Raw genomic sequence first — 21,252 nt, 5'->3', positions numbered from 1 at the left:
ATGCGCCACATTCGTTTTTAATCTGGAGAATAAAGCACATGCGACGCTGGAACGGCTGGGGCGACGAGGGATTCAATCTGGCAATGCCGGAACAGGGCCAGGACTTTCTGGCATCACGCATCGGTAGTGGCCGGCCTCTGGCGGACGCGACCCTGGATTCTGTTTGCGCCAAAGTACCGGAAACCCGCCTTACCCGGCCGGCAGACCTGGTATCACTGATCGATACAGGCCCGGAAGCACGAGTGCGGCATGCCCGCGGCCAGAGTCTTGCGGACTGGCTGGCCATGCGCAGCGGCGAGTTTGGTGTGTTCCCCGATGGCGTGGCCTACCCTACCACCAGCGAAGAGGTTCAAACCCTGCTCTCCTGGGCCGCGGAACAACACATTCACCTGATTCCCTACGGTGGCGGCACCAGTGTGGCCGGGCACATAAATCCGGTGGATAAAGGCCAGCCAGTACTGACTGTGGACATGAGCCGGATGAATCGCCTGATCGACCTGGACACGGACAGCCAGATCGCGACGTTTGGTGCGGGAACACCCGGGCCACTCGTTGAGTCCCAACTCCGGGCCCATGGCTACACGCTGGGGCATTTCCCCCAGTCTTTCGAGCTTTCCACCGTCGGCGGCTGGGTAGCCTCCCGATCCAGTGGCCAGCAATCCCTGCGCTATGGCCGTATTGAACAACTCTTTGCCGGTGGCCGCGTCGAAACCCTGCAAGGCACCCTTAACCTGCCCACAATACCGGCCTCCAGCGCAGGTCCGGATATCCGTGAGATGATTCTGGGCTCGGAGGGCCGCATTGGGCTGATTACCGAGGTGAAGGTGCGGGTTACTCCGCTGCCCGAACACGAGAGCTTTCATGTGGTCTTTTTTCCGGATTGGGAGAGTGCCCGCACGGCCAGCCGCCTGCTGGTGCAGACCCGAACCCAGTTATCCATGCTCAGGCTCAGCAATGCCGTAGAGACCGAGACCCAGCTCGCGCTGGCCGGCCACCCCCGGCTTATCGGCATGCTCGAGCGTTTCCTGTCGCTGAGGGGCGCTGGTGAGGGCAAATGCATGATGACCTTCGGGATCACCGGCTCCCGACTGCAGACCCGAAACGCCCTGAAAGAGGCCCGAAGCATCTGCAAGGCCCAAAACGGCGTCTATACCGGCACGCGGCTCGGCGACAAATGGGCGGCCAAGCGTTTTACCATGCCCTATCTGAGAGAGGCCCTCTGGCAGATGGGCTATGCTGTCGACACTCTGGAAACGGCCACTGACTGGGACAACGTCGACAATCTGCTGGGTCTGATCGAGACCAGCCTGCGTGACGGGCTGAAAGACCAGAACGAGAACACCCATGTGTTCACCCACCTCTCCCACTTCTACAGCCAGGGCTGCAGCATCTACACCACCTACGTGTTCCGGGTGGGCGACAGCTACGAGGAAACACTCGCGCGCTGGCAAACGCTCAAAACCAGCACCTCTGAACTGATCGTGAACAACCGCGGCACCATCAGCCATCAACACGGTGTCGGTAAGGATCACGCCCCTTATCTGCCGGTGGAAAAAGGCGAACTGGGCATGTTGGCTATACGTTCCCTGTGCAGCACCTTTGACCCGGACGCGATCCTGAACCCGGAAACACTGGTCAAATGAGCGCAACGCCGAATGGGAGCCCCAACATGACCCGGAGTGAAATCCTCAATGCGCTGCGTTCAGGGACCAACGAATTTGATGTGGTGGTGGTCGGCGGCGGAATTACCGGCGCCGGCGTGGCACGGGAAGCAGCAGGCAGCGGGCTGCGCACGCTTCTGGTAGAACAGAAGGACTTTTCCTGGGGTACCTCCAGCCGGTCCTCGAAGATGGTGCACGGTGGCCTCCGGTACCTGGGCAGCGGGCATTACGGTCTGACCCGGGACGCCGTGCGCGAGCGGGAACGGTTAATGGCGGAAGCACCGGGGTTAATTGAGCCCCTGCGCTTCATCATGCCGCACTTCAAAGGCCAGTTCCCCGGACCGCGCCTGTTCCAGACACTGCTTCGGGTTTACGACTTGATTGCCCGCAACCAAAGCCGCCACTTTCTGACCCCGGCCGAATCCATGCTCTGGGTGCCGGGCCTGACGAGCGAAAACCTCGCTGGCGCCAGCGGTTTTACCGATGCAGTCACCGACGACTCGCGCCTGGTCCTGCGCCTGATTGCCGAAGCCCGGCGGGACGGCGCCATGTGCCTGAATTACACACGAGCCGATGAAATAAAGCGCAGCAACGGCGATGTATCCGGCTTGCTGATTCAGGCCGAGGAAAACGATACGCCCATTGAGGTCTTCGCGCCCCTGGTCATCAATGCCACCGGTGCCTGGGCAGATCGGCTGCAGTCCAGCAAGACCTCTGAAGACGCCATGCACATCCGACCCCTGCGTGGCAGCCATCTCGTGCTGCCCTGGTCCAGCCTGCCGGTGTCCTGTTCGGTTTCCCTGTTTCATCCGGAAGATGGCCGCCCGGTGTTTGCCTTCCCATGGCTGGGCACCACCGTTCTCGGCACCACCGACATCGACCATGAGGGCAGCCTGGATCAGGAGCCGGTGATTTCTGAATCCGAGACCGCCTACCTGCTTGAGATCGCCTCACGATTGTTTCCGGGCAGCCCCATTACGCGAAACGATATCCTTTCGACCTGGGCCGGTGTAAGGCCGGTGGTAACCGATGGCACGGGTAAGTCACCGTCCAAGGAGAACCGGGAACACGCACTTCGAGTGGATCGGGGGCTGGTCAGCATTGCCGGCGGCAAGCTCACCACCTTCCGGGTCATCGCCCGCGAGGCGCTGGTCCAGGGGCTTGGGGAAGGCTCCAGCGAAGTTCTGCGGCCCGCATCCAAACCGGTGTTTCAGCGCACAGATCACCCCTCAAGGCCAGCCACCATTAGCTACCAGTGCTGGCAGCGACTGCAGGGGTTCTATGGCCCCGAGCTTGATCAAATGCTTGCTTCGGGCCCACTGGAGCCTGTCACTCCGAATCGGGCTACCGACCTGCTCTGGGCGGAGCTTTGCTGGGCGTGCCGGAGAGAAGATGTGCAGCATCTGGATGACCTGCTTCTGCGCCGAACGCGGTTAGGTATGGTGCTACCGAATGCCGGCGAAGCTCTTCTACCGGAGATTCGTAACCACTGCCAGCCCCTGCTTGGCTGGGCTGACCAGCGGTGGGAGGAGGAACAGGCCCGCTACCTGTCGACCTATCACAATGCCTATTCGCTGCCACCTCAGGAGGCCTCCGATGCCAGCTGAGCCGCTCATCCTGGCCATCGACAATGGCACCCAGAGCGTTCGGGCGCTGCTCTTCGATACCCGTGGCAATCTGGTGGGCAAAGGCAAGCAGGAAATAGAGCCCTATTTTTCGAGAGAGCCCGGCTGGGCCGAGCAGCACCCGGACTACTTCTGGGAGCAGCTCGGGGAAGCCTGCCAATTGCTCTGGAACTCCACAAACGCGACACCGGATCAGGTTGCCGGCGTTACCGTGACCACCCAACGCGGCACCGTCATAAATCTGGATGAAAATGGACAGCCTCTACGCCCGGCAATCATCTGGCTCGACCAGCGACATGCAAGGGTCGAAGGCTCCGTCAAAGGGCCCTGGGGATGGCTGTTCAAAGTTGCCCGTCTGGAAGACACTATCAACCGGTTCCGGGAAAAAACCCAGGCCAACTGGATCGCCCAGAATGAACCCGAGATCTGGGCCAAAACCCGGTATTTCCTGCTGCTGTCTGGCTATCTCAACTACCGACTCACCGGAGAATTCCGGGACTCGACCGGCAGCCAGGTGGGATACCTGCCATTCGACTATAAAAAGCATCGCTGGGCCGGCCGGCGGGATTTCAAATGGCAGACGATGCCAGTCGAGCCTTCCATGCTGCCTGAGCTGGTTGCACCCGGCGAAACACTGGGCCATTTGACCGACGAAGCCTGCAAGCACCTGGGCCTGGCAAAAAGCCTCCCAGTAATCGCCGCAGCTTCCGACAAGGCCTGTGAGATTCTCGGCTCCGGCGGGCTGACACCCGATATTGGCTGTATGAGCTATGGCACCACTGCCACCATCAACACCACCAGCCAGCGTTACGTCGAACCGATCCGGCTAATGCCGCCCTATCCGTCTGCGTTGCCCGGCCATTACTCGACGGAGGTCATGATCTACCGGGGTTTCTGGATGGTGAGCTGGTTCAAGCGGGAGTTCGGGCTGAGAGAACAGAAACTGGCCGAGGAACGAGGTATCGAGCCGGAAGCGCTGTTCGATGAACTGGTCAAGGCAGTGCCACCAGGCTCCATGGGCCTGATGCTGCAGCCCTACTGGTCACCCGGCGTACGCCAGCCGGGGCCGGAAGCGAAAGGCTCCATCATCGGGTTCGGGGACGTTCACACCCGCTCCCACATTTATCGCGCCATCCTCGAAGGTCTTGCCTACGCGCTCAGGGAAGGAAAGGAGAAAATCGAGAAGCGAAGCGGCGTGAAAATCAGGAAGTTGCGAGTGGCCGGCGGTGGCTCACAGAGCGATGCAGCGATGCAGCTTACCGCCGATGTGTTCGGGTTACCGGCCGAGAGGCCTCACACCTATGAGACCTCCGGGCTCGGCGCCGCCATTGATGCGGCTGTCGGGCTAGGGCTGCATCCGGATTTCGACACCGCCGTGGCGAATATGACCCGGGTTGGCGACGTTTTTCATCCAAACGAAGAAACCCGGGCTCTTTACCAGCGGCTGTATTCCGAGGTTTACCTGAAGATGTACCCTCAGCTTCAACCCCTGTACCGGAAAATCCGCGAGATTACCGACTATCCCCGGTAACGCTCTCAGCGACCAACTCTGCGGTAATCGCAGAGAGCGTCCAGCCCAGGTGACCGTGACCGGTGTTGTAGAACACGGTCGGCAGGCGGCCTGGCCCAACCCTTGGCATCATGTTGGGCAGCATTGGCCGCAAGCCGGCCCAGGGCACTACCTTGCGAGTGCAGACACCGGGGAAGCACTGCTCAACCCAACGGGTCAGCGGGCGGATGCGGTCGTCCTTGATATCGCGGTTGTAACCGCTGAACTCGGCGGTACCGGCAACCCGGAAACGGCCATCGCCCAGGCGACTGGTGACGATCTTGGTGGCATCGTCGAGCAAACTCACGGTCGGTGCCGCCTTTTGCGAGGCTTCGTCGTCCAGCTCCACGGTAATTGAGTACCCCTTAACCGGATAGATATTCACCCGGTCACCCAGCTTTTTCGCGAGCCCGCGACTGCCGACGCCGGCACAGATCACAACGCCGTCGAACGTGTCCCGGGATTGTTCGGTACCATCGTGGGCGGTCACCCAGGCATTGCGCTCATCGGCGCTCAGCTCGGTCACCGTGTGGCCGTAACAGGTTTTTACGCCCAGCCGCTTGATGGCATCCGCCAGTCCATTGGTGAACTTGTGAATATCACCGGTGGAGTCACTCTCTGTGAAAAACCCGCCGTAATAGTTGCCGGCCAGGGTCGGCTCGATGGATTTCATTTCCTCCGGGGTCACCGAACGACGCTCAAGGCCACCAGCCGCCAGCAGGCGCGATACCTTTTCAGCGTGATCAAACCCGGCCTTGTCCCGGTAGATGTGCAGGATACCCTGCTTCTTCAGATCGAAATCGATGCCTTCTTCCTGCGCCCAGGCAAACAGGTGATCGCGGGCAGCAATGGCCAGGCGAGCGGTTTCCGTAGTGTTCTTCTCATACTGGGGAATGGCGGCAATGAACTCGGCGAACCAGCTCAGCTTGTGCCAGGAAGGCTTCGGGTTGACCAGCAGTGGCGCATCCCGGCGGGACATCCACTTGATGCCCTTCATCACGGTCTGCCAGTTGTTCCAGACCTCTGCGTTAGAAGCGGAGAGCTGCCCACCGTTGGCGAAGGAGGTTTCCATCGCCGCATAGCGATGCTTCTCGTAAACCGTAACGTCAAGCCCGCGCTTGGCAAGGGTGTAGGCCGTGGTAATACCAGTGATACCACCGCCAATTACTGCGATTCGCTTCATTCCAATCTCCGTGAGCGCCAAGGGTTTCCTCCCTGCTCGAAATGGCAGAAAGCACCCCTTCCGTCACGGGACCTGAGAGATTCACGAGCCGTTTTAACGAAAACGGCCGCTTGCTCCTTCGGTGTGCCGACTGACGCGATTGTCGGCAGCTCTTCGGAAAGTATTCATGTCAGCGGTCCTTTTGCCTGAGAGTTTCCGGGGCAGTTGCTCCTTCGGCGCTGATCGCAAGGGATTCAGTCTCTCCCGCAGACATGTCTGATTGGTAATAAAACCCAACCCACGGGCCTAAACATAGCAAATAACCGGAAGGCATGAAACCAAAGCATTGGTGTCACAGGTGTGGCAAAAATTGACCAACGTCAGACAATCTAACACCCATCTGCCTTACGCTTATACATACAGAACCAGATCGTCTGAGATAGACGCGGCGTTTTGAGCGCACCGTCAAGCTGTTATCCGGCAATCATGCTCTGTCCGAATAGTTGTTGCGGTCTTCGGCCCATGCATTAAGGAGTATGACCATGTCCCGTACAAAAACAATTAAGCATCTGATAAATGCGCCTTTAATTGCTTCAATGGCTTTGTTGAGCGGATGTTTTCTGGATGGCTCAAGTTCTTCGAGTAGCTCGAATACAACGCCCTCAACGGAGCAACCTGCAATCTCGGAAAAAGTACTCGACAGTGCCGCTTCGTTCCTGGGAGCGGCAACTGGCAAAGAAATACCTTTGACCATTGATTCCGTTGTTTTTGTCAATTCCGCACTGGGACTCAACGACGTTCCCACAGATCCGAAAAACCTGTATGGCGACCTCTGGATGGTGGTGCGTGATGAGTACGGTGTTCCGGTACTGGACGGAAATGGTTGCATACAGCCGATTTCGTCCGAAACCATAACCTGGCCGGACGGCAGCGAGCACGATACCGTCCCGATGGTTGTTGAAGAATTCGACGACACCGAACTGGACTTTGCCTGCACAGTGGTAGAAGGCTATGAGACCTATACCATCGAGCTGGAAATTGGGCGCCTGAACATGATCAGGACCGTCACCCAGAATCCAGCCGTCTTTGCCCGGGCACTGGCCGAGGCGGTCGACAACATCAATGCGTCTACTGCCATCAAAACCGATCCCGCAGGCAGACTGGTGCTGGTAACGGAAGTTGATGGTGAACTGGTTGAGAAGACCATAGACTCACCCCGTGAAAACCTCGCTCTGTACTATGCGCTCCTCAAAGAAGGACGAATCGCTGGTTACGGACCCGAGAGCCGCGAAGGCGGGCAGGTGGTTCCACCTGAATGGAAGGAAATCCGCGATGATCTGGAACTGGGCGACCTTTCCTATCTGCGGGACGGAACGCCAGGCCGTACCGGTGGTGTGAGTCTGCATGAGGGTTATGCAGATCTTTCAAACATGACGCATAACCGCATGACCGATTATGTAACCCAGTTTGTTTCCTATGTTCAGTACATCGACTCAGGCTCCACCTGCCTGTATGAAGATCAGGTTGCGAATGCCTGGAGCCGCATCTTCGACCTGGAAGACTACTACGGCGAAAACATTGCCGGCTTCACAACCCATGCCGACGATGCGAGACGGACCATCGTCTTTACCCATGATGTCATTCAGGACATGCCGGAAACCCCGCTGGAGACCCTCCCTCCCAACAGCTTTGATTTAATGCATGCTGCGGCGGCATTCCTCGGCGGGGCCTCCAACAAGAGCGTTCCACTGACCATTGATGGGCTGGTCTTCCTGAACACAGTGCTTGGGCTGAACGAGGGCGTTGAGTTCACCTATAAGGGCGAAGTATTCGGCGATCTCTGGCAGCTCGAGCGGGATGAAAATGGCGTACCCGTCCTTGACGCAAACGGTTGCCCGCAGCCGATCTCGGTGAACGGCGGTTTTGTTCCCATGGAACTGGACGAAACCGGTGAATGCATCATCGTGGCCGGGTTTGAAGACGACGTCATCGAGTTGGAACTCGGACGCCTGAACGTGGCCCGGGTTGCCCTTAGCAATCCTCGGGTACTCGATCGAACCCTTAATGACGTAATGAACTCCATCAATGCCTCCGTCGGCCTGAAACTCGACCTGTCCGGTCGACTCGCTTACGGCGTCGACGATGGTACCGGTAATCTCAGTCACTATCAGACCGTCGACTCCCCTCTTGCTGGCCTGGCTCTGTACTGGGCGCTTATGCGCTGGGGCAAGCTGGAAGGCACGATAGAAGTCATGGACGAGGGCACCTGGGTTACCAAGCAGATCGCTATTGAGTTGCCGGACCAAGTGCTGGCCGATGAAGGCCTGCTGTTCCTCAAACACGGCACCGCAGCATGCCAGGGCAATGCCGCAGAATGCGGTGTCAAGCGTCTTGTTAGCGGCTACGTTGATTACAGTAACTTCAGCCATACCACTGAATCGATCTACTCTGGGGTGGATGTAAGTTATGTGGAACGCCAACCAGACAACCTGAGCTGCGCTTACATCGACAAAACAGACGACCTCTGGATCCGTGTACTTGACAGCGATAGCTACACCGGCAGCAACATCGAGGCATTCGTTAAACAGGCCGAAGATACCCGTAACGTGATCCAGTTTATCCATACAGTTATTCAAGATCCCGTGGCTATCTGATAGCCGTCCGGTCCTGGACCCGGTTCAGAAAGCGACCCCTGCTCCGGCAGGGGTTTCTTTTTTCCCGCCAGGATGAGTTAAGGTAAAAGGCATGAAACACGCCGCGAAGACCCGCAAACAGCTCCAGCAGCAACTGGAACAGGCCCATGACTACGAGCAGTGGTGCGAGGCCGCTACCGCGCTCGATGACATGGACGGGCTGCTGGCCTGGCGTGAGCAGGAAGAAACCGGGATGCTGCATGAAAGCCTGATGCGCAAGCACATGGGCCTCATGGACCATTGCAGGCAGAATGGCGACACGCGGCGACTGATCCGGATACTTCAGGAAAGCCTCTACCGTCACCTGGGCGAATTATCCAATCCCGATCTTTACACCGTGGCGCGCAGCGGCACCAATCGACTGGTAGGTGAATTCCTGGATGCCGTCGAGACGTCCATGGAATTCATTTGCGACCATCCTATCCCGGAAGTGACAACCGCCAGAAAACTGAAAATGTTTCAGGACGCCGAGCGGGTCTATGGCCGGCCGGCCCTGATGCTCAGCGGTGGTGCAGCCTTTGGTATTTACCACATCGGTGTCACCCGGGCGCTCTGGCGACAGGACCTGCTGCCGGATGTGATGGCAGGCTCCAGCATGGGTGCCATCGTGGCGGGTGCCATCTGCACACGGGACGACAAGGAACTGGCAGAGTTTTTTAACCATCCGGAACGGATTCACCTGAATGCCTTCCGCTGGCTCGGCGTCACCGAAGGCTTGAGGGCGGGCCATGCCATGGATCCGCGCCAACTTCAGGAGCATCTCCAGCACAATCTGGGCAGCGTCAGTTTCAAGGAAGCGTATGAGCACAGTGGCCGAACACTGAATATCTCCGTCTCCCCCACCCGTACCCAGCAGAAGCCACGGCTGCTCAACTGGCTGTCCTCACCGGCTGTGCTGGTGGATTCGGCTGTGATGGCCTCCTGCGCCGTGCCGGGCATATTTCCGCCTGTGGTTCTTCAGGCCCGGGAATCAAACGGTCGTCGGGATACCAGTGTCCCCTACATGCCCACCGAAAGCTGGATTGACGGCAGCGTGCATGGCGACCTGCCACTGATGCGCATGGCACGCCTGCACAACGTGAACAAAACCATCGTAAGCCAGGCCAACCCCCACGTGGTGCCATTCATCAGTCACCACGACCAGAGTGGCATAACGGCCTGGGCCAAACGTGCGGCAGTCTCCCTCGCCCACGGCCAGATTGCCACGGCGCTGAAACTGACCAAGCAAAGCCCACACCCCGGCATCATCCGGCCACTCATCGAGCAGGCCTACGCCATGACCAGTCAGCAATACCTCGGGGACATCAACATCCATTTCCCGCCCAAGGCGTCCCTTTACCGAAAGGTCCTCTCCAACCCGAGCCCTGAAGATCTCGAGATGTATATCAATCTTGGTGAACAGGCCACATGGCCACGGCTGGCCATGATCAAGGACCAGACCAGGATCAGCCGGGCATTTGACGTGTGCATTAGGCAGTTAGAGTCAGATCTTGAGAAAGAAGGCGAAGAAACGTCAATGGCCTGAGTGCACTTGGCCTCTACCCCTGTTCAAACTCCCGAACCAACTCCTGCAGGAAATACATCCCGGCGGAACTCAGGAAACAGCGCCCTGCACCGGCTCGAAACAGGAGGTGGCGTTTATCGAGGTAGTCCAGAGCTTCCGGCAGGCCTTTCTCAAACCGTGCGGCCCTCAGGATTTCCTGGCATTCCTCATCGCTCGCCAGGGCCGATAGGTCTTGCTCGTTCAGCCCGGCGTCGGGCCGGCCAAGGTATTCAAGATCCCGACCGCTGCGTGCGAAGTAACGCCCAATCAACAGTAGGATTACCTGCACGCGGAAGGCGTTCTCGTCGTGCTCTTCATTCTCGTCGTCACTGCTTTCCTTGAGGAAGAAAAACGCGCCGGTTTCGTTGAACACCAGCTCGCTGCCCAGATGCTCATAGAAGGTCCGGAAATGGGACAGATGGTTATACAGCAGGTTGTAGAGCGGATTGGCACGCAGCTCGGAGCGGTTGCTGTCCCACACATCACGCACAATCACCCGGCCGGCCTGGAATTCCCGGTAGATCGCGGCGCTGTGGGCCGGGAGGATTTCTTCAAACTCAGACATTCTGTTGCTCCAGGCGACGCTTTCGGTAGACAAACTGTTCACTGTCGGTTGACTGATCAAGGATTCGGAAGCGGTTGGTAGTCACCACCTGCAGGCCCTCGGGCGGCGAGTTTACCAGCCGGTTTAACGCTGCCAGCAGGTCCGGAAAGCGATAGCCCGGGATGAAGCCATCCAGGCGCCCGTGAAGCTCACGTACCAGATCGGTTGTTGGCCGCAGTTCCAGAGTCTCCAGCCATTGATAGAGCTGGTTGATGCGCTGGACATCGATCCGGGTATGGCGACCACTGCCATCCACTTCCTGCAAAACCGGCACTTCTGCCTTGCGTCGGAGGTCGTTCAGGCGCAGGTCCAGTTCGCTGAACAACAGCTGGTAGTAGCTGGAAGATTCACCGAAGGCGTAGTGTTTCGGGCGTTGCTGGGCACGGAGGCCGATCAGGAAACCGATGCTGCGGGCAAAGTCTCCACCTTCCAGCCTCTTTCGTTTCAGGCTGAGAGTCTCGGTTTCGCCCTTGAGTTCCTGCAGTTTGCCGTAGAAATACTCCATGGCGTTGTACTGGACCATTCCCTGGCGCGTCTTGCGCAGGAAGTGCTCCACCTCCTGGGCCACCGCCTGAATGGGTTTGTACAGGGCGTTCAGGCTGATGGACGAACGGAACAACTGGTCTGCCAGGCTGTGATCGCCGTGATTTTCCAGCAACCGCACCATCGCTTCCAGGGTTTCGAACAGGTTGCTGCCATCCGGCAGCCGTGTATCCGGGTTCAGGAACACCAGGGTCGGCTTGATGTGGCGCTCGTACAGGGTAACGATCTGCTCAAACAGGTTCTGGCGGAACTCCAGGAATTTCTCGGGCGCCCGGCTGGCGTCGCCGGACAGGTCCGCAAGCTGCGCACTGATGGTCTGCATGCGCAGGACATTCTGGCGCAGCATGCCGATGAGCTGGCTCACCCGCTCGTTCAGATCATCCCTCAGTTCGGTGTAGTCCGGATCCGCCTCGCTGAAAGTGCTGGTCTCGAGCCGATTGCGCACGTCCCGAAGGGTAACCAGATGGCCGCGCAGGCGGGCATCGGTCAGTTCCTGGTACAGCGACGCGTTGCAGGCGCGCATCAGGTTGATCAGGGCATCCTGGAACACCAATCGACGTTCACCTTCGGCCTTGATGATGTCGATCACCAGGCCACTGCGGAACAGATTGTCGGTATTCAGCGCAAAACGCACCCGATCCCGGTCGGCGTTGCCAAGGGTGCGGGTGTAGTCCATCACCTCGGCCACCAGATCGCTCTCGCGGATATACCGGGCTTCGTTCCGGTCCATCCGCTCGATCATCCGGAACAGGATCTTCGGGTGCTCGAACAGCAGCCGGGTGGTATCCAGGGTGCTGAAGCGTTTACTCATCCACCGGCTCCATCAAGCTGGCTTGGGTCTGGTCAGCCCAGTGGCTCATGGCCTCGCCGTTGGTGAAGCCCTCGGCCCCACCCCAGAACACCAGGGTGCGCTGCGGGCTGTACGGCTTCGCGGTGCGCATCTGCCCTACTTCCAGGTGCCGGCCGATCAGGTAAATCACTTCCGCGCTGGCACTGTGAGTGGCCGCAGAGAACAGGTTGAAGCCCTGCTTGCGGAGACGCTCCAGCAGCGACGGCATCTGGCTGATGTCCACGCTGGCCAGCTCATCCAGCACCATGGGGAACGACAACTGAACGCCCGGGTACAACACCCGTTTCAGCAGCCGGTACACCAGTTCCAGATTGATCAGGGCCGTGGTGGAGGTGGACTGGCCCTTCTTGTCGAGGCTTGTGGCGTTTTCCTTGCGGGTACGGTAGGAAATGCCGGTGATCACCTTGTCCATGGTCAGGCGCTTGCTGCCGCCCTCCCCGAAAAAGTCCGCCACAAACACCCGCAAACGATCATAGAACGCGTCGGACTGCAGCTGGTTGCCATAGGGGTCGATGTTGTTGGCTTCTTCCACCAGATTGCGGAATTTCGGATCGGTGTGGATATCCACGCGGATTTCCACCAGATCGTTGATGCGCACGCCTTCCAGCTCGCGGTTCAGCTGCGCTTCGAAACGGGAAATGTGCTCGTGATTGGATTTCAGGGCCTGTCGGTAGCTGGCCACGGTTTCATTGTGGATACCCACCTGCTGCTCCAGCACATTCCAGCGCTCTGCCATGCCGGCAAACAGATCTGAGAGGCCTTTGAACGTTTCCCGAATAGCCGATGACGCGGGGCTGTCTTTCTGTAGTTCGCCTTCGGTATCTTCGTGGATGCCGAGATACACGAACTGGCGAAGGTGGTCGAGGATACTGCGACGGCGCTCCTCCAGGTCGTCCAGCTGGGTTTGCAGGTCGTCAAATGCCGCCACAGACACCTGTTCGGTGTCCAACGGCTGTTCCGCTTCCACCGCTTTCAGATGCGGGAACCGGTGCTCTACCGTGCCAACGCTCCGGCTGAGGCCCGCCAGCTCCCGTTCCCGCTCCTCGATCCGCTCTTTTTCGGCCCTGGCTTTGGCGGCCTTCTGCTGCACCGCATCCTGCTTTTCCTGCTCCAGCCGGGCCTGCTCTTCCAGTTTGGCCAGCTGTTCCTCCGCCGCCTGCTTTTCCTGGGTTGCGTCCCGAAGAGTGGTCGCAGTCGCCGGGTAACGCTGCAGCGTTTCCAGATCTTTCTCGATGGCACGGATCTCTTTCTCGGTGCGCTCGATCAATCGTGGCCGATCGTGTTCCTGATTGGCAGTGTCCGACAGCTCGGCCCGCTCCTTTTCCAGCCCATGAAGCTCACCTTCAATATGCCGGCGCTGCTCTGCAAAGTCAGTCTGCCGCGCTGGCTGGGCCTGATATTCGGCATCGAACCAGTCAAAGCCTTTCTCAGTAGGCACAAACAGCCCGGCGAATGCCTCGATGGCCGCCTTGCTGTCGGCGTCCAGATCCTGGCCGGGGCTCGCCATCACCAATCGGGGGTCCACCGCCCGCAGCGGTGCGGCGGTGGCCTCGTCCAGCTGGTTCTGAAGCTGCCAATGTTGCTTGCTTTCCCGTTCCTTCAGGGATTCCAGCTTGCGCTCAAGCTCCTGCTTCTTTTTCTGGATCTGTTCCAGCCGGATCTCGGCCTGGGCGGCACTTTTCAGGGCGGCCAGGTGCCCTTTCTTGCTATCGAGTTCCTCTTTCTGGATCTCCTCGATTTCCTGAAGCGTCATCTCACCGTATTGGGAAACCAACAAATCGCCGTCTTTCTGATTTTGCTCGGCCTGCTTGATACGCCGATCGGCGGAACGGATCTCGCCTTTCAGGCCGCTGGCGTCCTGCTCCAGCTTTTTCAGAGCCTGCAGCACATGGCGCAGCGTCTCGTTCTGCTCGTTGAAAGCCTCCACCGCGGCTTTACGCCTTGCGCCAATATCCTGCAGGGCATCGCTCACACCATCGCGAAACGCGGCAAAATCATGCTGACTGCGAAGCAGCGTCTGGTAGGCCTGATAATCCTTCTGGAGCTTTTCAAACCGTGAACGCTCTTTCTCGATTCTCGTGAGCTGGGTTTGCTGCTGCTTCAACTGGTCGTGGCGATTAAGGAAGTCGTCGATGTTGAAATCAAAGGCATCGTCGGCGAATTTCTTGTCTGCCTCGATGATGCTGGCCACCGCATTGGACATGGCCTGATCGTCTGCCTTCATCTCAAACAGCAGCAGGATCAAGGTGCGCAGAGACTGCACCCGGCGCTCATCCGACTCACCCAGGGGCAGCACGGAATAACGCACCGCATCGGCGTTCATCAGCTCGCTGCTGTACAGCATTTGTTTGAGTTTGGCCGGGTCATTCACCAGCCGGGTTTCCTTGGAGAGCTTTTTCAGCTTTTCGGACAAGCGGCTGAACGACAGCTCCGGCACCGCCTGGCCAATGCCGTCCTCATCATTTCCATCCCAGAACAGTGGCCGCAGCTGATCGTAGCCCACCGGCACAAAAGCTCGGCCGTAGCTGAGCTGGCTGGCGCTGTCCCGATACAGGATCTGGCAATGCACCCCGGCCCGGTTCTCGGCTTCCATGATCAGGAAACTGAACTGGCTGGGAAAGTAATGCTGGTAGCTTTCCTCGTTGGTGTAAAAGCTACCGGCGCTGGCATTACGGAAGGCAAATTTCTTGCGGCTGTTCTTGAAGTTGTTCTCCGGCAGCAAAAACAAGCGTAGGGAGTTCAGGAGGCTGGATTTGCCCAGATTGCCCGGCCCCAGGATGAGGCCATGGTTATCCACCGGAATTTCCACGTAACAGAAGCCGGCGGAATCCACCAACACCAGACGGCGAATACCAAAATTGAAATTGCCTGGGCTCCCCTGGGAGTCACTCATCCAGAATCATCTCCTGTTCCATGAATTTGCCGGTTGCCCGGAAGGTCTCTGCGAGGGCCATAAAGATGCCCCTCCGCCAACGAGCGAGGCCGCCACCGTCGCGAACATTTGCAGACCACCCGCATAATAAACACTCTGAACTGTGTTTATAAACGTAGGTTTGGCAGATAGTGTAACGTCATCATGCGCTTACTGTATCGGGGGCTTTAAATCCAGAATGCTACCCTAAGTCTTTGCAAAGCGCGTAAAGGAAAGCCAATGAAAGACATGCACAGTAACAGCCGCGGCAATCATACCCTGGTTACGTTCGATACCAAGGGCCAGCGCTTGCAATGGGACTCCCTTGGTGACCAGGTCATGGGCGGACAGTCTGATGGCGAGCTGATTCATTCTGACGAAGGAGTCGGCCTCTTCCATGGCATTGTGCGGTTGGATAACGGCGGCGGCTTTGCCTCTGTCAAAGCAGACTTGCCAGAACCCGTCGATGCTACCGATTTCACAGGAATCGAATTGCTGGCAAAAGCCGACGGAAAAACCTACAAGATCGGCCTTCGCAATAGCACCAACCGGCGAAGCATTGTTTATCAGCATGCATTCACACCTGATACAGAGGACTGGAGCCGCATACGCCTGCCGTTCAGTGAATTCATCCCTACGTGGCGCGGCAAAACATTGAGCGATGAGGCAGCCCTGAATCTTTCGTACCTGGCTTCAGTCAGCCTTTTCGTATCAGGGCGACAGGCTGGTGAATTTCAACTGAAGATGCAGGACTGGGTTCTGTACTGATGGAGCTCAACCGGCCATGACTACACAAACCTTTGCCCTGGACCTGCGGCAGCCATTCAACCTGCGCATGACGGTAGAAAGCCACGGTTGGTGTCAGCTTGCGCCCTGGCACTGGGACGGTGAGCGTCTTGAGCGAACGGTTAGGATTGGCGAGAACGCGGCATGGGCCCGGGTCCACCAGCACTCTGAAGATCAGCTTGTTATCGAAACCTCCTCATCCAGCACCGCCGCGGTTTCCGAAAGCGTCGCCCGATGGCTGCAGCTCGACTGGGATCCCTCAGAGTTTCTTGCGCTCTGCGACAGGAACGATCCGGACATTGCCCGCTTTATACGATCCGGTGGCGGCCGATTCCTGCGCGGCGACACCTTCTTTGAGGATCTTATTAAAACGGTTTGCACCATCAACACCACCTGGAAGCAGACCAAATCCATGGTCGCCTCCCTGGTTGCCCTGGGCGACGGCCTTTTCCCTGAACCCGAGGAAATCCAGAGGATTGGCCCCGAGCGATTGGCCGACGAGTGCAAGCTGGGGTTCAGAGCCCGGACCGTCGACACGGTGACCGATCAATTACTCCAGGATCAAGCCATCCAGACCGATGGTTCTGCCCATGGTGACATGGTCGACTACGACTACCTGATTTCCCTGAAAGGCATCGGCCCCTATGCTGCTTCTCACACCATGATGCTGATGAGAAATTTTGAGACGCTGCCGGTCGACTCCGAAGTCAGCGCCTATCTGCGCCAACAAGGGTTTGACCCGAAGTACGCCCAAAGCGCTTTTCAACACTGGGGCAAGTATCGGTTTCTCGGCTACAAGCTGAAGCGCATTGTAGATAAAGCCAACTGGATTGGGGATTGATGCAATGACCAAACTCGCCCTGATAACCGGCGCCAGCGCAGGCATTGGCAACGAGGCCTGTACCCTCTTTGCCCGCAACGGCTGCAGGGTTGTCGCCCTGTCGCGAAAGCCAACCGGCGTCGAGTCTGCCGACCTGGAGCTGGCGCTGGATATTGAGTCTTTTGAGCAGATCGAAGGACTTGCCGGCACGCTGGAGGCAGAAATTGCGGCAGCCGAGCGGGTTATTCTCGTCAACAACTCCGGTTACGGGCAATTCGGCGCGCTTCGCGACCTCTCCGAATCCATGTGGCAAAAGCAATTCAGCACCCACGTATTCGGCCCCATCAAACTGGCCGCCCTGTGCCTGAGGCTTTGCGAACAACACGGTAAACCCTTGCGGGTCATCGCCGTAAGCTCCGTGCTCTCGATCGTGCCCCAGAAAATGAAAGGCGCCTACTGTGCCGCCAAATCCGCGATGAACACGGCCCATGAGAGCTTCTGGTTTGATGAACAGGGCAGCAAGAGCCTGGAAAGCGTCTCGCTGGTGCTCCCTGGGCCCGTGAAAACCCGGTTCAGGGAACATGCCCTGGCCGCGTTACAGCCCGTGCTTGGGCGAGCCAGCGCAGTGCACCGGGAAAAATACCAAGCCATGGAAGCCGCGCTCGCGCCAGGCGCCAGCATCAAGCCGTTTACCGCCAGTGCGTCGGATGTTGCCCAAAAGATCTACAAGGCTGCAGAGGTGACACGGCCCAAACCTCGATACCTGGTGACACCCCAGACCTACGCTGCCGAATTCATCACCCGGTTTATTCCCCGGTCGATTCAGCGCATTCTGTTCAGCTAGTGTAAGCACACACCCCAAGCCAACCCTGTTCAAGGAGACCCAACATGGAAAATCGCAAAGTCCGGTGGGGCATCATAGGCACCGCCGAAATTGCCACCAAGGTCGTGGCTGGAATGCACGATGCGGAAAATGCCGACGTTGTTGCGGTGGCAAGTCGGTCCCTCGATCGGGCCCAGGCCTGGGCAGACGAGCACGATGTACCGCAGGCGCTCGGCTCCTACGATGAACTTCTGGCGGATGAGAGTATCGACGGGGTTTACATTCCGGTCCCCACGGCTCTTCGGAACGAATGGATCAAGAAAGCCGCCCGCGCAGGCAAGCACGTGTACGCCGAGAAGCCGTTGGCCGACGGCATTGAAGAGGCCATCGACGTCTGCAAAGAAAACGGCGTGCAGTTCATGGATGGAACCATGTGGCTGCACAGCAACCGCACGCAAGACATCGAGCAGCGCATTGCCAATGGCGATATTGGCGACGTGCGTCGAGTAACCAGTGCCTTCACCTTCAAGGCCCCCAACAAGGAATGGTACGAAGGTGGCAATGGCCGAACCGACAAGTCTCGGGAACCCATGGGCTGCTTTGGCGACCAGGGTTGGTACCCGATCAGCGCCACTATGTGGAGCTTTGGTTACGAACTGCCTGAACGCGTACAGATGACGTTCGTCTCCAAGAACTCCATCGACACCATCGTCGCCTGTGGCGGCACCCTCTGGTTCTCTGATGGCCGAATGGCCACCTTTGATGCAGGCTGCGAACTCGCTCATCGATCGCAGGTAGAAACGGTTGGCGACGCTGGCCTGATACGCATCGACGACCTGGTGGGTGGCCAGGGTAGAACCGGGAATTTCGCGGCCTACGGTGAACGCTTCACCGGTAGCTCGCACTACGTGCTGGGTGATGCCGATGGCAAAGACACAGAGCAAGAGGTAGAGCCCTGTGACCACGTGGTGAAGCTGGTTGAGAAGTTCTCGAACATCATTCTGACTGGCGAGATAGACGATCAATGGCCCAAGCGCAGCTTGGCCTGTCATCGGGTGATGTCGGCGCTGTTCGAATCAGCGGAATCAAACGGCGCCGTTATCTCCTTGTAAGTGTTCTCAGGTCCCGCCGTTCTGGCGGCGGGCCTTTTTCACCCGCCGGGCCTGGCCCATTTCGTCCTTCAAGTAAGCCCCAATGGCCTTGAAAATACCCAGGTCCGGATCAGCTTTACCATCATCCGCCAGCCGGAAAATCTGCTGGTAGTACCACGCCTGGCCGCCCAACACGTTAATGACTTTAAGCGGCATCAGCGGACTCGCCGGCGAGAAAAACCCTCGTTGAGCCAGCTTGATGTGGTCTTCGTGGCAAACCGTCTTATCAATGCGCCCTTCAAGCAGATCCTTGGGGGTATCGGGATCCGTGCAGAGCGGCCGGCCAAGGCCAATCACGTCAGTTTCGCCATTGGCGACTGCCTCTTCCATAAACGCGCGCGTCCGGAATCCACCGGTGACCATCAGCGGGCAATCGCACACCTCGCGAATCGTCTGGGCGTAATCCAGGAAGTAAGCCTCCCGCTTGCGAGTGCTTTCCCGCATGGCCGGCCCATCGCTTGCCGTGTCGGCATCACCGCTGTAGCCAAGCAGCCGCGGCTGCTCATAAGTGCCGCCAGAAACCTCCAGCAGATCAATACCCTCCTCATTGAGCCAGCGCACCACCTTCACGGACTCATCAAGCGTAAAACCGCCCTTGCGGAAATCATCAGAATTCAGCTTTACCGCCACCGGAAACTCCGGCCCCACAGCGGCGCGTGTTGCCCGCACCACCTCGAGCAGGAAACGGGCGCGGTTCTCCAGCGATCCACCCCAGCGATCGGTGCGCTGGTTGGTCACCGGAGACAGAAAAGACGACAACAGATACCCATGGGCCCCGTGCACCTGAACGCCGGTGAAGCCCGCCTCTTTGGCGATCCGGGCCACATTGGCAAAGCGCTGGATAAAGTCGAGGATCTCCGGCTCCGAAAGCGCCCGTGGGCGGGCATAGTTGCCCATCAGCGATAGCTGGACTTCCGACGGCCCCATCGGGCGCGTGGTCACGTAACGCGGCGACTGGCGACCAGCATGGGAAATCTGCATCCACAAATGGTTGCCGTTGCGGGTGCCGGCTTCAGCCCAGGCACGCAACTGGGCCATACCCTCCGGCTCGCCTTCAGCCGGCGCTGGATCAATCGCCACGTTACCCGGCCGCTCCAGCACCCGGTGATCAATCATCACGTTGCCAGTAATCAACAGCCCCGCCCCGCCATCGGACCAGCGACCATAGAGGGTTTCATGGCGGTGGGTGGCGTGTAGCTGATTGTCTGCCAGCCCCTCGGTCATGGCAGCCTTGGCAAGTCGGTTCGGCAGGACTGCTCCGCAAGGGAGCTTCAGAGGTTGGGCAAGCGGTGATTCGGGCATGGCATCATCCTGATGGTTTGAGTTTTTGTGTTCTAAACCGCGATTTACTGCATCAATAGCGCCGGCGAGATAGCCCGTAAACTCACGAGACCACTCACTGCCAATGCCGGTTAATCGGTCAGCCCATGCACCTGAGCTCGGCGACAAGGCAGGTGTAGGGTGATTGCCAGAGGATCTTTCATCTGTATGGGTCGCGGTGTAAATCTCTTTAGCCCAGTCCTTGATAAATTCCGCCTCTGGATTCTCCGCTTGCGCACCAAACAGTCGCACGAACTGTGTGCGGCACGCAGTCATAAGCTCTTCCTCAGAAACACGACGGCGCACGTCCGCAGGCTCACCCAGGAAACCAAACAAGGCCGCCTTCCCTCCCTGAGTGGAGGCATCATGAATCTCAACCATGGGCCCAACGGCACTTCGAGCCTCACCGGATAACCCTTGCGCTCGCCAGAAAGGCTGATCAAACACGGCAATGTATTTTGCGTGAGGGGCCATCCAGGTATCTGTCGCCTGCCATTGCCTGGCAAGTTCATCCGGTAAGGCAGGCGAAAACGTTAGCTGAGACTCAACCAATCGGGGCGGCATTGCCAGCAACACATGGTCCGCACTGTAGCTCACACTTTGGCTTTGAGCATCTTCGGTCAGTAGCTCGATAGAGGGCTCTGAAATGCGCAGGCTGCGAACCGTTTGGCCCGTCACAACACGCGCTGGATCAAGCCGCTGATACAACGCATCAATGAGCGAATACATGCCACCGGCGATTCGCATTGAAGGTGGAGAGTTGACGTACCCGGCCGTTCGCTCAGGAGGCTGATTGGATGAACGTTCCAGAAGCATATCGCCGGTTTCAAATTGCTCAAAGGTCTCTAACCCGAGCTCATCCACCAGCTGCGCCATATCGGTCTGGAATGCAGGCCAGAACCAGGCGGGCCCCAGATCGAAGCCCTCACCCGACACATCAGGTTGACCCTCAGCGTGGATCGTAGACGCAATACGCCCACCAAGAACGTCCCTCGCCTCAAGAACGATATAGTCTTTGACGCCCTTTTTCTCCAGGACATAAGCGGCATATAAACCCGCCAGGCCGGCGCCAACGATGGCGATGCGAACGTTTTGCATGAATGAACTTCCCGTGGAGATTGTGTTGTCCCAGTGATATAAGGTTCTGACCCTTCTTTCGGCAAAAAGGTAACGGACTATTATTGGCCTGATAGGCACTATCACTGCGACGT

Annotated in this window: 15 protein-coding genes and 1 riboswitch; of the genes, 9 read left to right on the top strand and 6 right to left on the bottom strand. The window is 58.3% G+C overall.

Annotation, left to right across the window (positions count from 1 at the left end; genetic code table 11):
• Positions 1–38: 38 nt before the first annotated feature.
• The 3 genes from HP15_RS08020 to HP15_RS08010 are packed head-to-tail and all read left to right on the top strand — an operon-like array spanning position 39 to position 4,817.
• Entirely contained in the window at positions 39–1,643 is a 1,605-nt protein-coding gene (locus HP15_RS08020; RefSeq protein WP_014576988.1) for an FAD-binding oxidoreductase, read from the top strand.
• Positions 1,644–1,669: 26 nt separating this feature from the next.
• Complete coding sequence (locus tag HP15_RS08015; RefSeq protein ID WP_014576987.1) at positions 1,670–3,268, top strand: glycerol-3-phosphate dehydrogenase/oxidase; 1,599 nt, start codon at positions 1,670–1,672, stop codon at positions 3,266–3,268.
• A complete protein-coding gene (locus HP15_RS08010) occupies positions 3,258–4,817 on the top strand; it encodes an FGGY-family carbohydrate kinase (RefSeq protein WP_014576986.1) in 1,560 nt (519 codons plus the stop codon). Before HP15_RS08015 ends, HP15_RS08010 begins: the two co-directional genes overlap by 11 nt.
• On the opposite strand, the gene HP15_RS08005 is transcribed toward HP15_RS08010, so the two are convergent.
• Positions 4,798–6,018, bottom strand: a complete 1,221-nt coding sequence (locus HP15_RS08005) for a D-amino acid dehydrogenase (RefSeq protein ID WP_008171203.1) — start codon at positions 6,016–6,018, stop codon at positions 4,798–4,800. The genes HP15_RS08010 and HP15_RS08005 overlap by 20 nt on opposite strands.
• A 163-nt stretch (positions 6,019–6,181) precedes the next feature.
• Positions 6,182–6,274, bottom strand: a riboswitch (glycine riboswitch).
• A 207-nt stretch (positions 6,275–6,481) separates the two neighbouring features.
• Positions 6,482–6,751: a hypothetical protein gene (locus HP15_RS22330; RefSeq protein ID WP_014576985.1), complete on the bottom strand. Its 270-nt coding sequence runs from the start codon at positions 6,749–6,751 to the stop codon at positions 6,482–6,484.
• On the opposite strand from HP15_RS22330, the gene HP15_RS08000 reads away from it, so the two are divergent.
• Positions 6,744–8,651, top strand: a complete 1,908-nt coding sequence (locus HP15_RS08000) for a hypothetical protein (protein ID WP_014576984.1) — start codon at positions 6,744–6,746, stop codon at positions 8,649–8,651. The genes HP15_RS22330 and HP15_RS08000 overlap by 8 nt on opposite strands.
• 91 nt (positions 8,652–8,742) lie before the next feature.
• Positions 8,743–10,215, top strand: coding sequence for a DUF3336 domain-containing protein (locus HP15_RS07995; protein ID WP_014576983.1), 1,473 nt, complete (start codon positions 8,743–8,745; stop codon positions 10,213–10,215).
• A 13-nt stretch (positions 10,216–10,228) separates the two neighbouring features.
• On the opposite strand, the gene HP15_RS07990 is transcribed toward HP15_RS07995, so the two are convergent.
• The 3 genes from HP15_RS07990 to HP15_RS07980 are packed head-to-tail and all read right to left on the bottom strand — an operon-like array spanning position 10,229 to position 15,123.
• Complete coding sequence (locus HP15_RS07990; protein ID WP_014576982.1) at positions 10,229–10,798, bottom strand: condensin complex protein MksE; 570 nt, start codon at positions 10,796–10,798, stop codon at positions 10,229–10,231.
• The gene (locus tag HP15_RS07985) at positions 10,791–12,191 is read right to left on the bottom strand and encodes a hypothetical protein (RefSeq protein ID WP_014576981.1); all 1,401 of its coding nucleotides are present in this window, start codon (positions 12,189–12,191) and stop codon (positions 10,791–10,793) included. Before HP15_RS07985 ends, HP15_RS07990 begins: the two co-directional genes overlap by 8 nt.
• The gene (locus HP15_RS07980; RefSeq protein ID WP_014576980.1) at positions 12,184–15,123 is read right to left on the bottom strand and encodes a hypothetical protein; all 2,940 of its coding nucleotides are present in this window, start codon (positions 15,121–15,123) and stop codon (positions 12,184–12,186) included. Before HP15_RS07980 ends, HP15_RS07985 begins: the two co-directional genes overlap by 8 nt.
• Positions 15,124–15,381: 258 nt before the next feature.
• Here HP15_RS07980 and HP15_RS07975 point away from each other — a divergent pair, with 258 nt between their 5' ends.
• From HP15_RS07975 to HP15_RS21680, 4 genes are read left to right on the top strand one after another with little or no spacing between them, the layout of a single operon-like run.
• A complete protein-coding gene (locus tag HP15_RS07975; protein ID WP_014576979.1) occupies positions 15,382–15,909 on the top strand; it encodes a CIA30 family protein in 528 nt (175 codons plus the stop codon).
• 16 nt (positions 15,910–15,925) lie between these two features.
• Entirely contained in the window at positions 15,926–16,768 is an 843-nt protein-coding gene (locus HP15_RS07970) for a DNA glycosylase family protein (protein ID WP_014576978.1), read from the top strand.
• A 4-nt stretch (positions 16,769–16,772) separates the two neighbouring features.
• Positions 16,773–17,591 carry an SDR family NAD(P)-dependent oxidoreductase gene (locus HP15_RS07965; protein WP_041645194.1) on the top strand — a complete coding sequence of 273 codons (819 nt, stop codon included), beginning with the start codon at positions 16,773–16,775 and terminating at the stop codon, positions 17,589–17,591.
• 44 nt (positions 17,592–17,635) lie between these two features.
• A complete protein-coding gene (locus HP15_RS21680; protein ID WP_014576976.1) occupies positions 17,636–18,682 on the top strand; it encodes a Gfo/Idh/MocA family protein in 1,047 nt (348 codons plus the stop codon).
• Between the two features lie 6 nt (positions 18,683–18,688).
• Here HP15_RS21680 and HP15_RS22615 read toward each other — a convergent pair whose 3' ends face one another.
• Positions 18,689–21,139, bottom strand: a complete 2,451-nt coding sequence (locus HP15_RS22615; protein ID WP_014576975.1) for an oxidoreductase — start codon at positions 21,137–21,139, stop codon at positions 18,689–18,691.
• Between the last annotated feature and the right edge of the window lie 113 nt (positions 21,140–21,252).

The sequence above is a fragment of the Marinobacter adhaerens HP15 genome (assembly GCF_000166295.1).
GTDB classification, from domain to species: Bacteria; Pseudomonadota; Gammaproteobacteria; order Pseudomonadales; family Oleiphilaceae; genus Marinobacter; species Marinobacter adhaerens.
The sequence above is the reverse complement of the archived record's forward strand: the minus strand, read 5'-3'. Positions and strand labels throughout refer to the sequence as shown.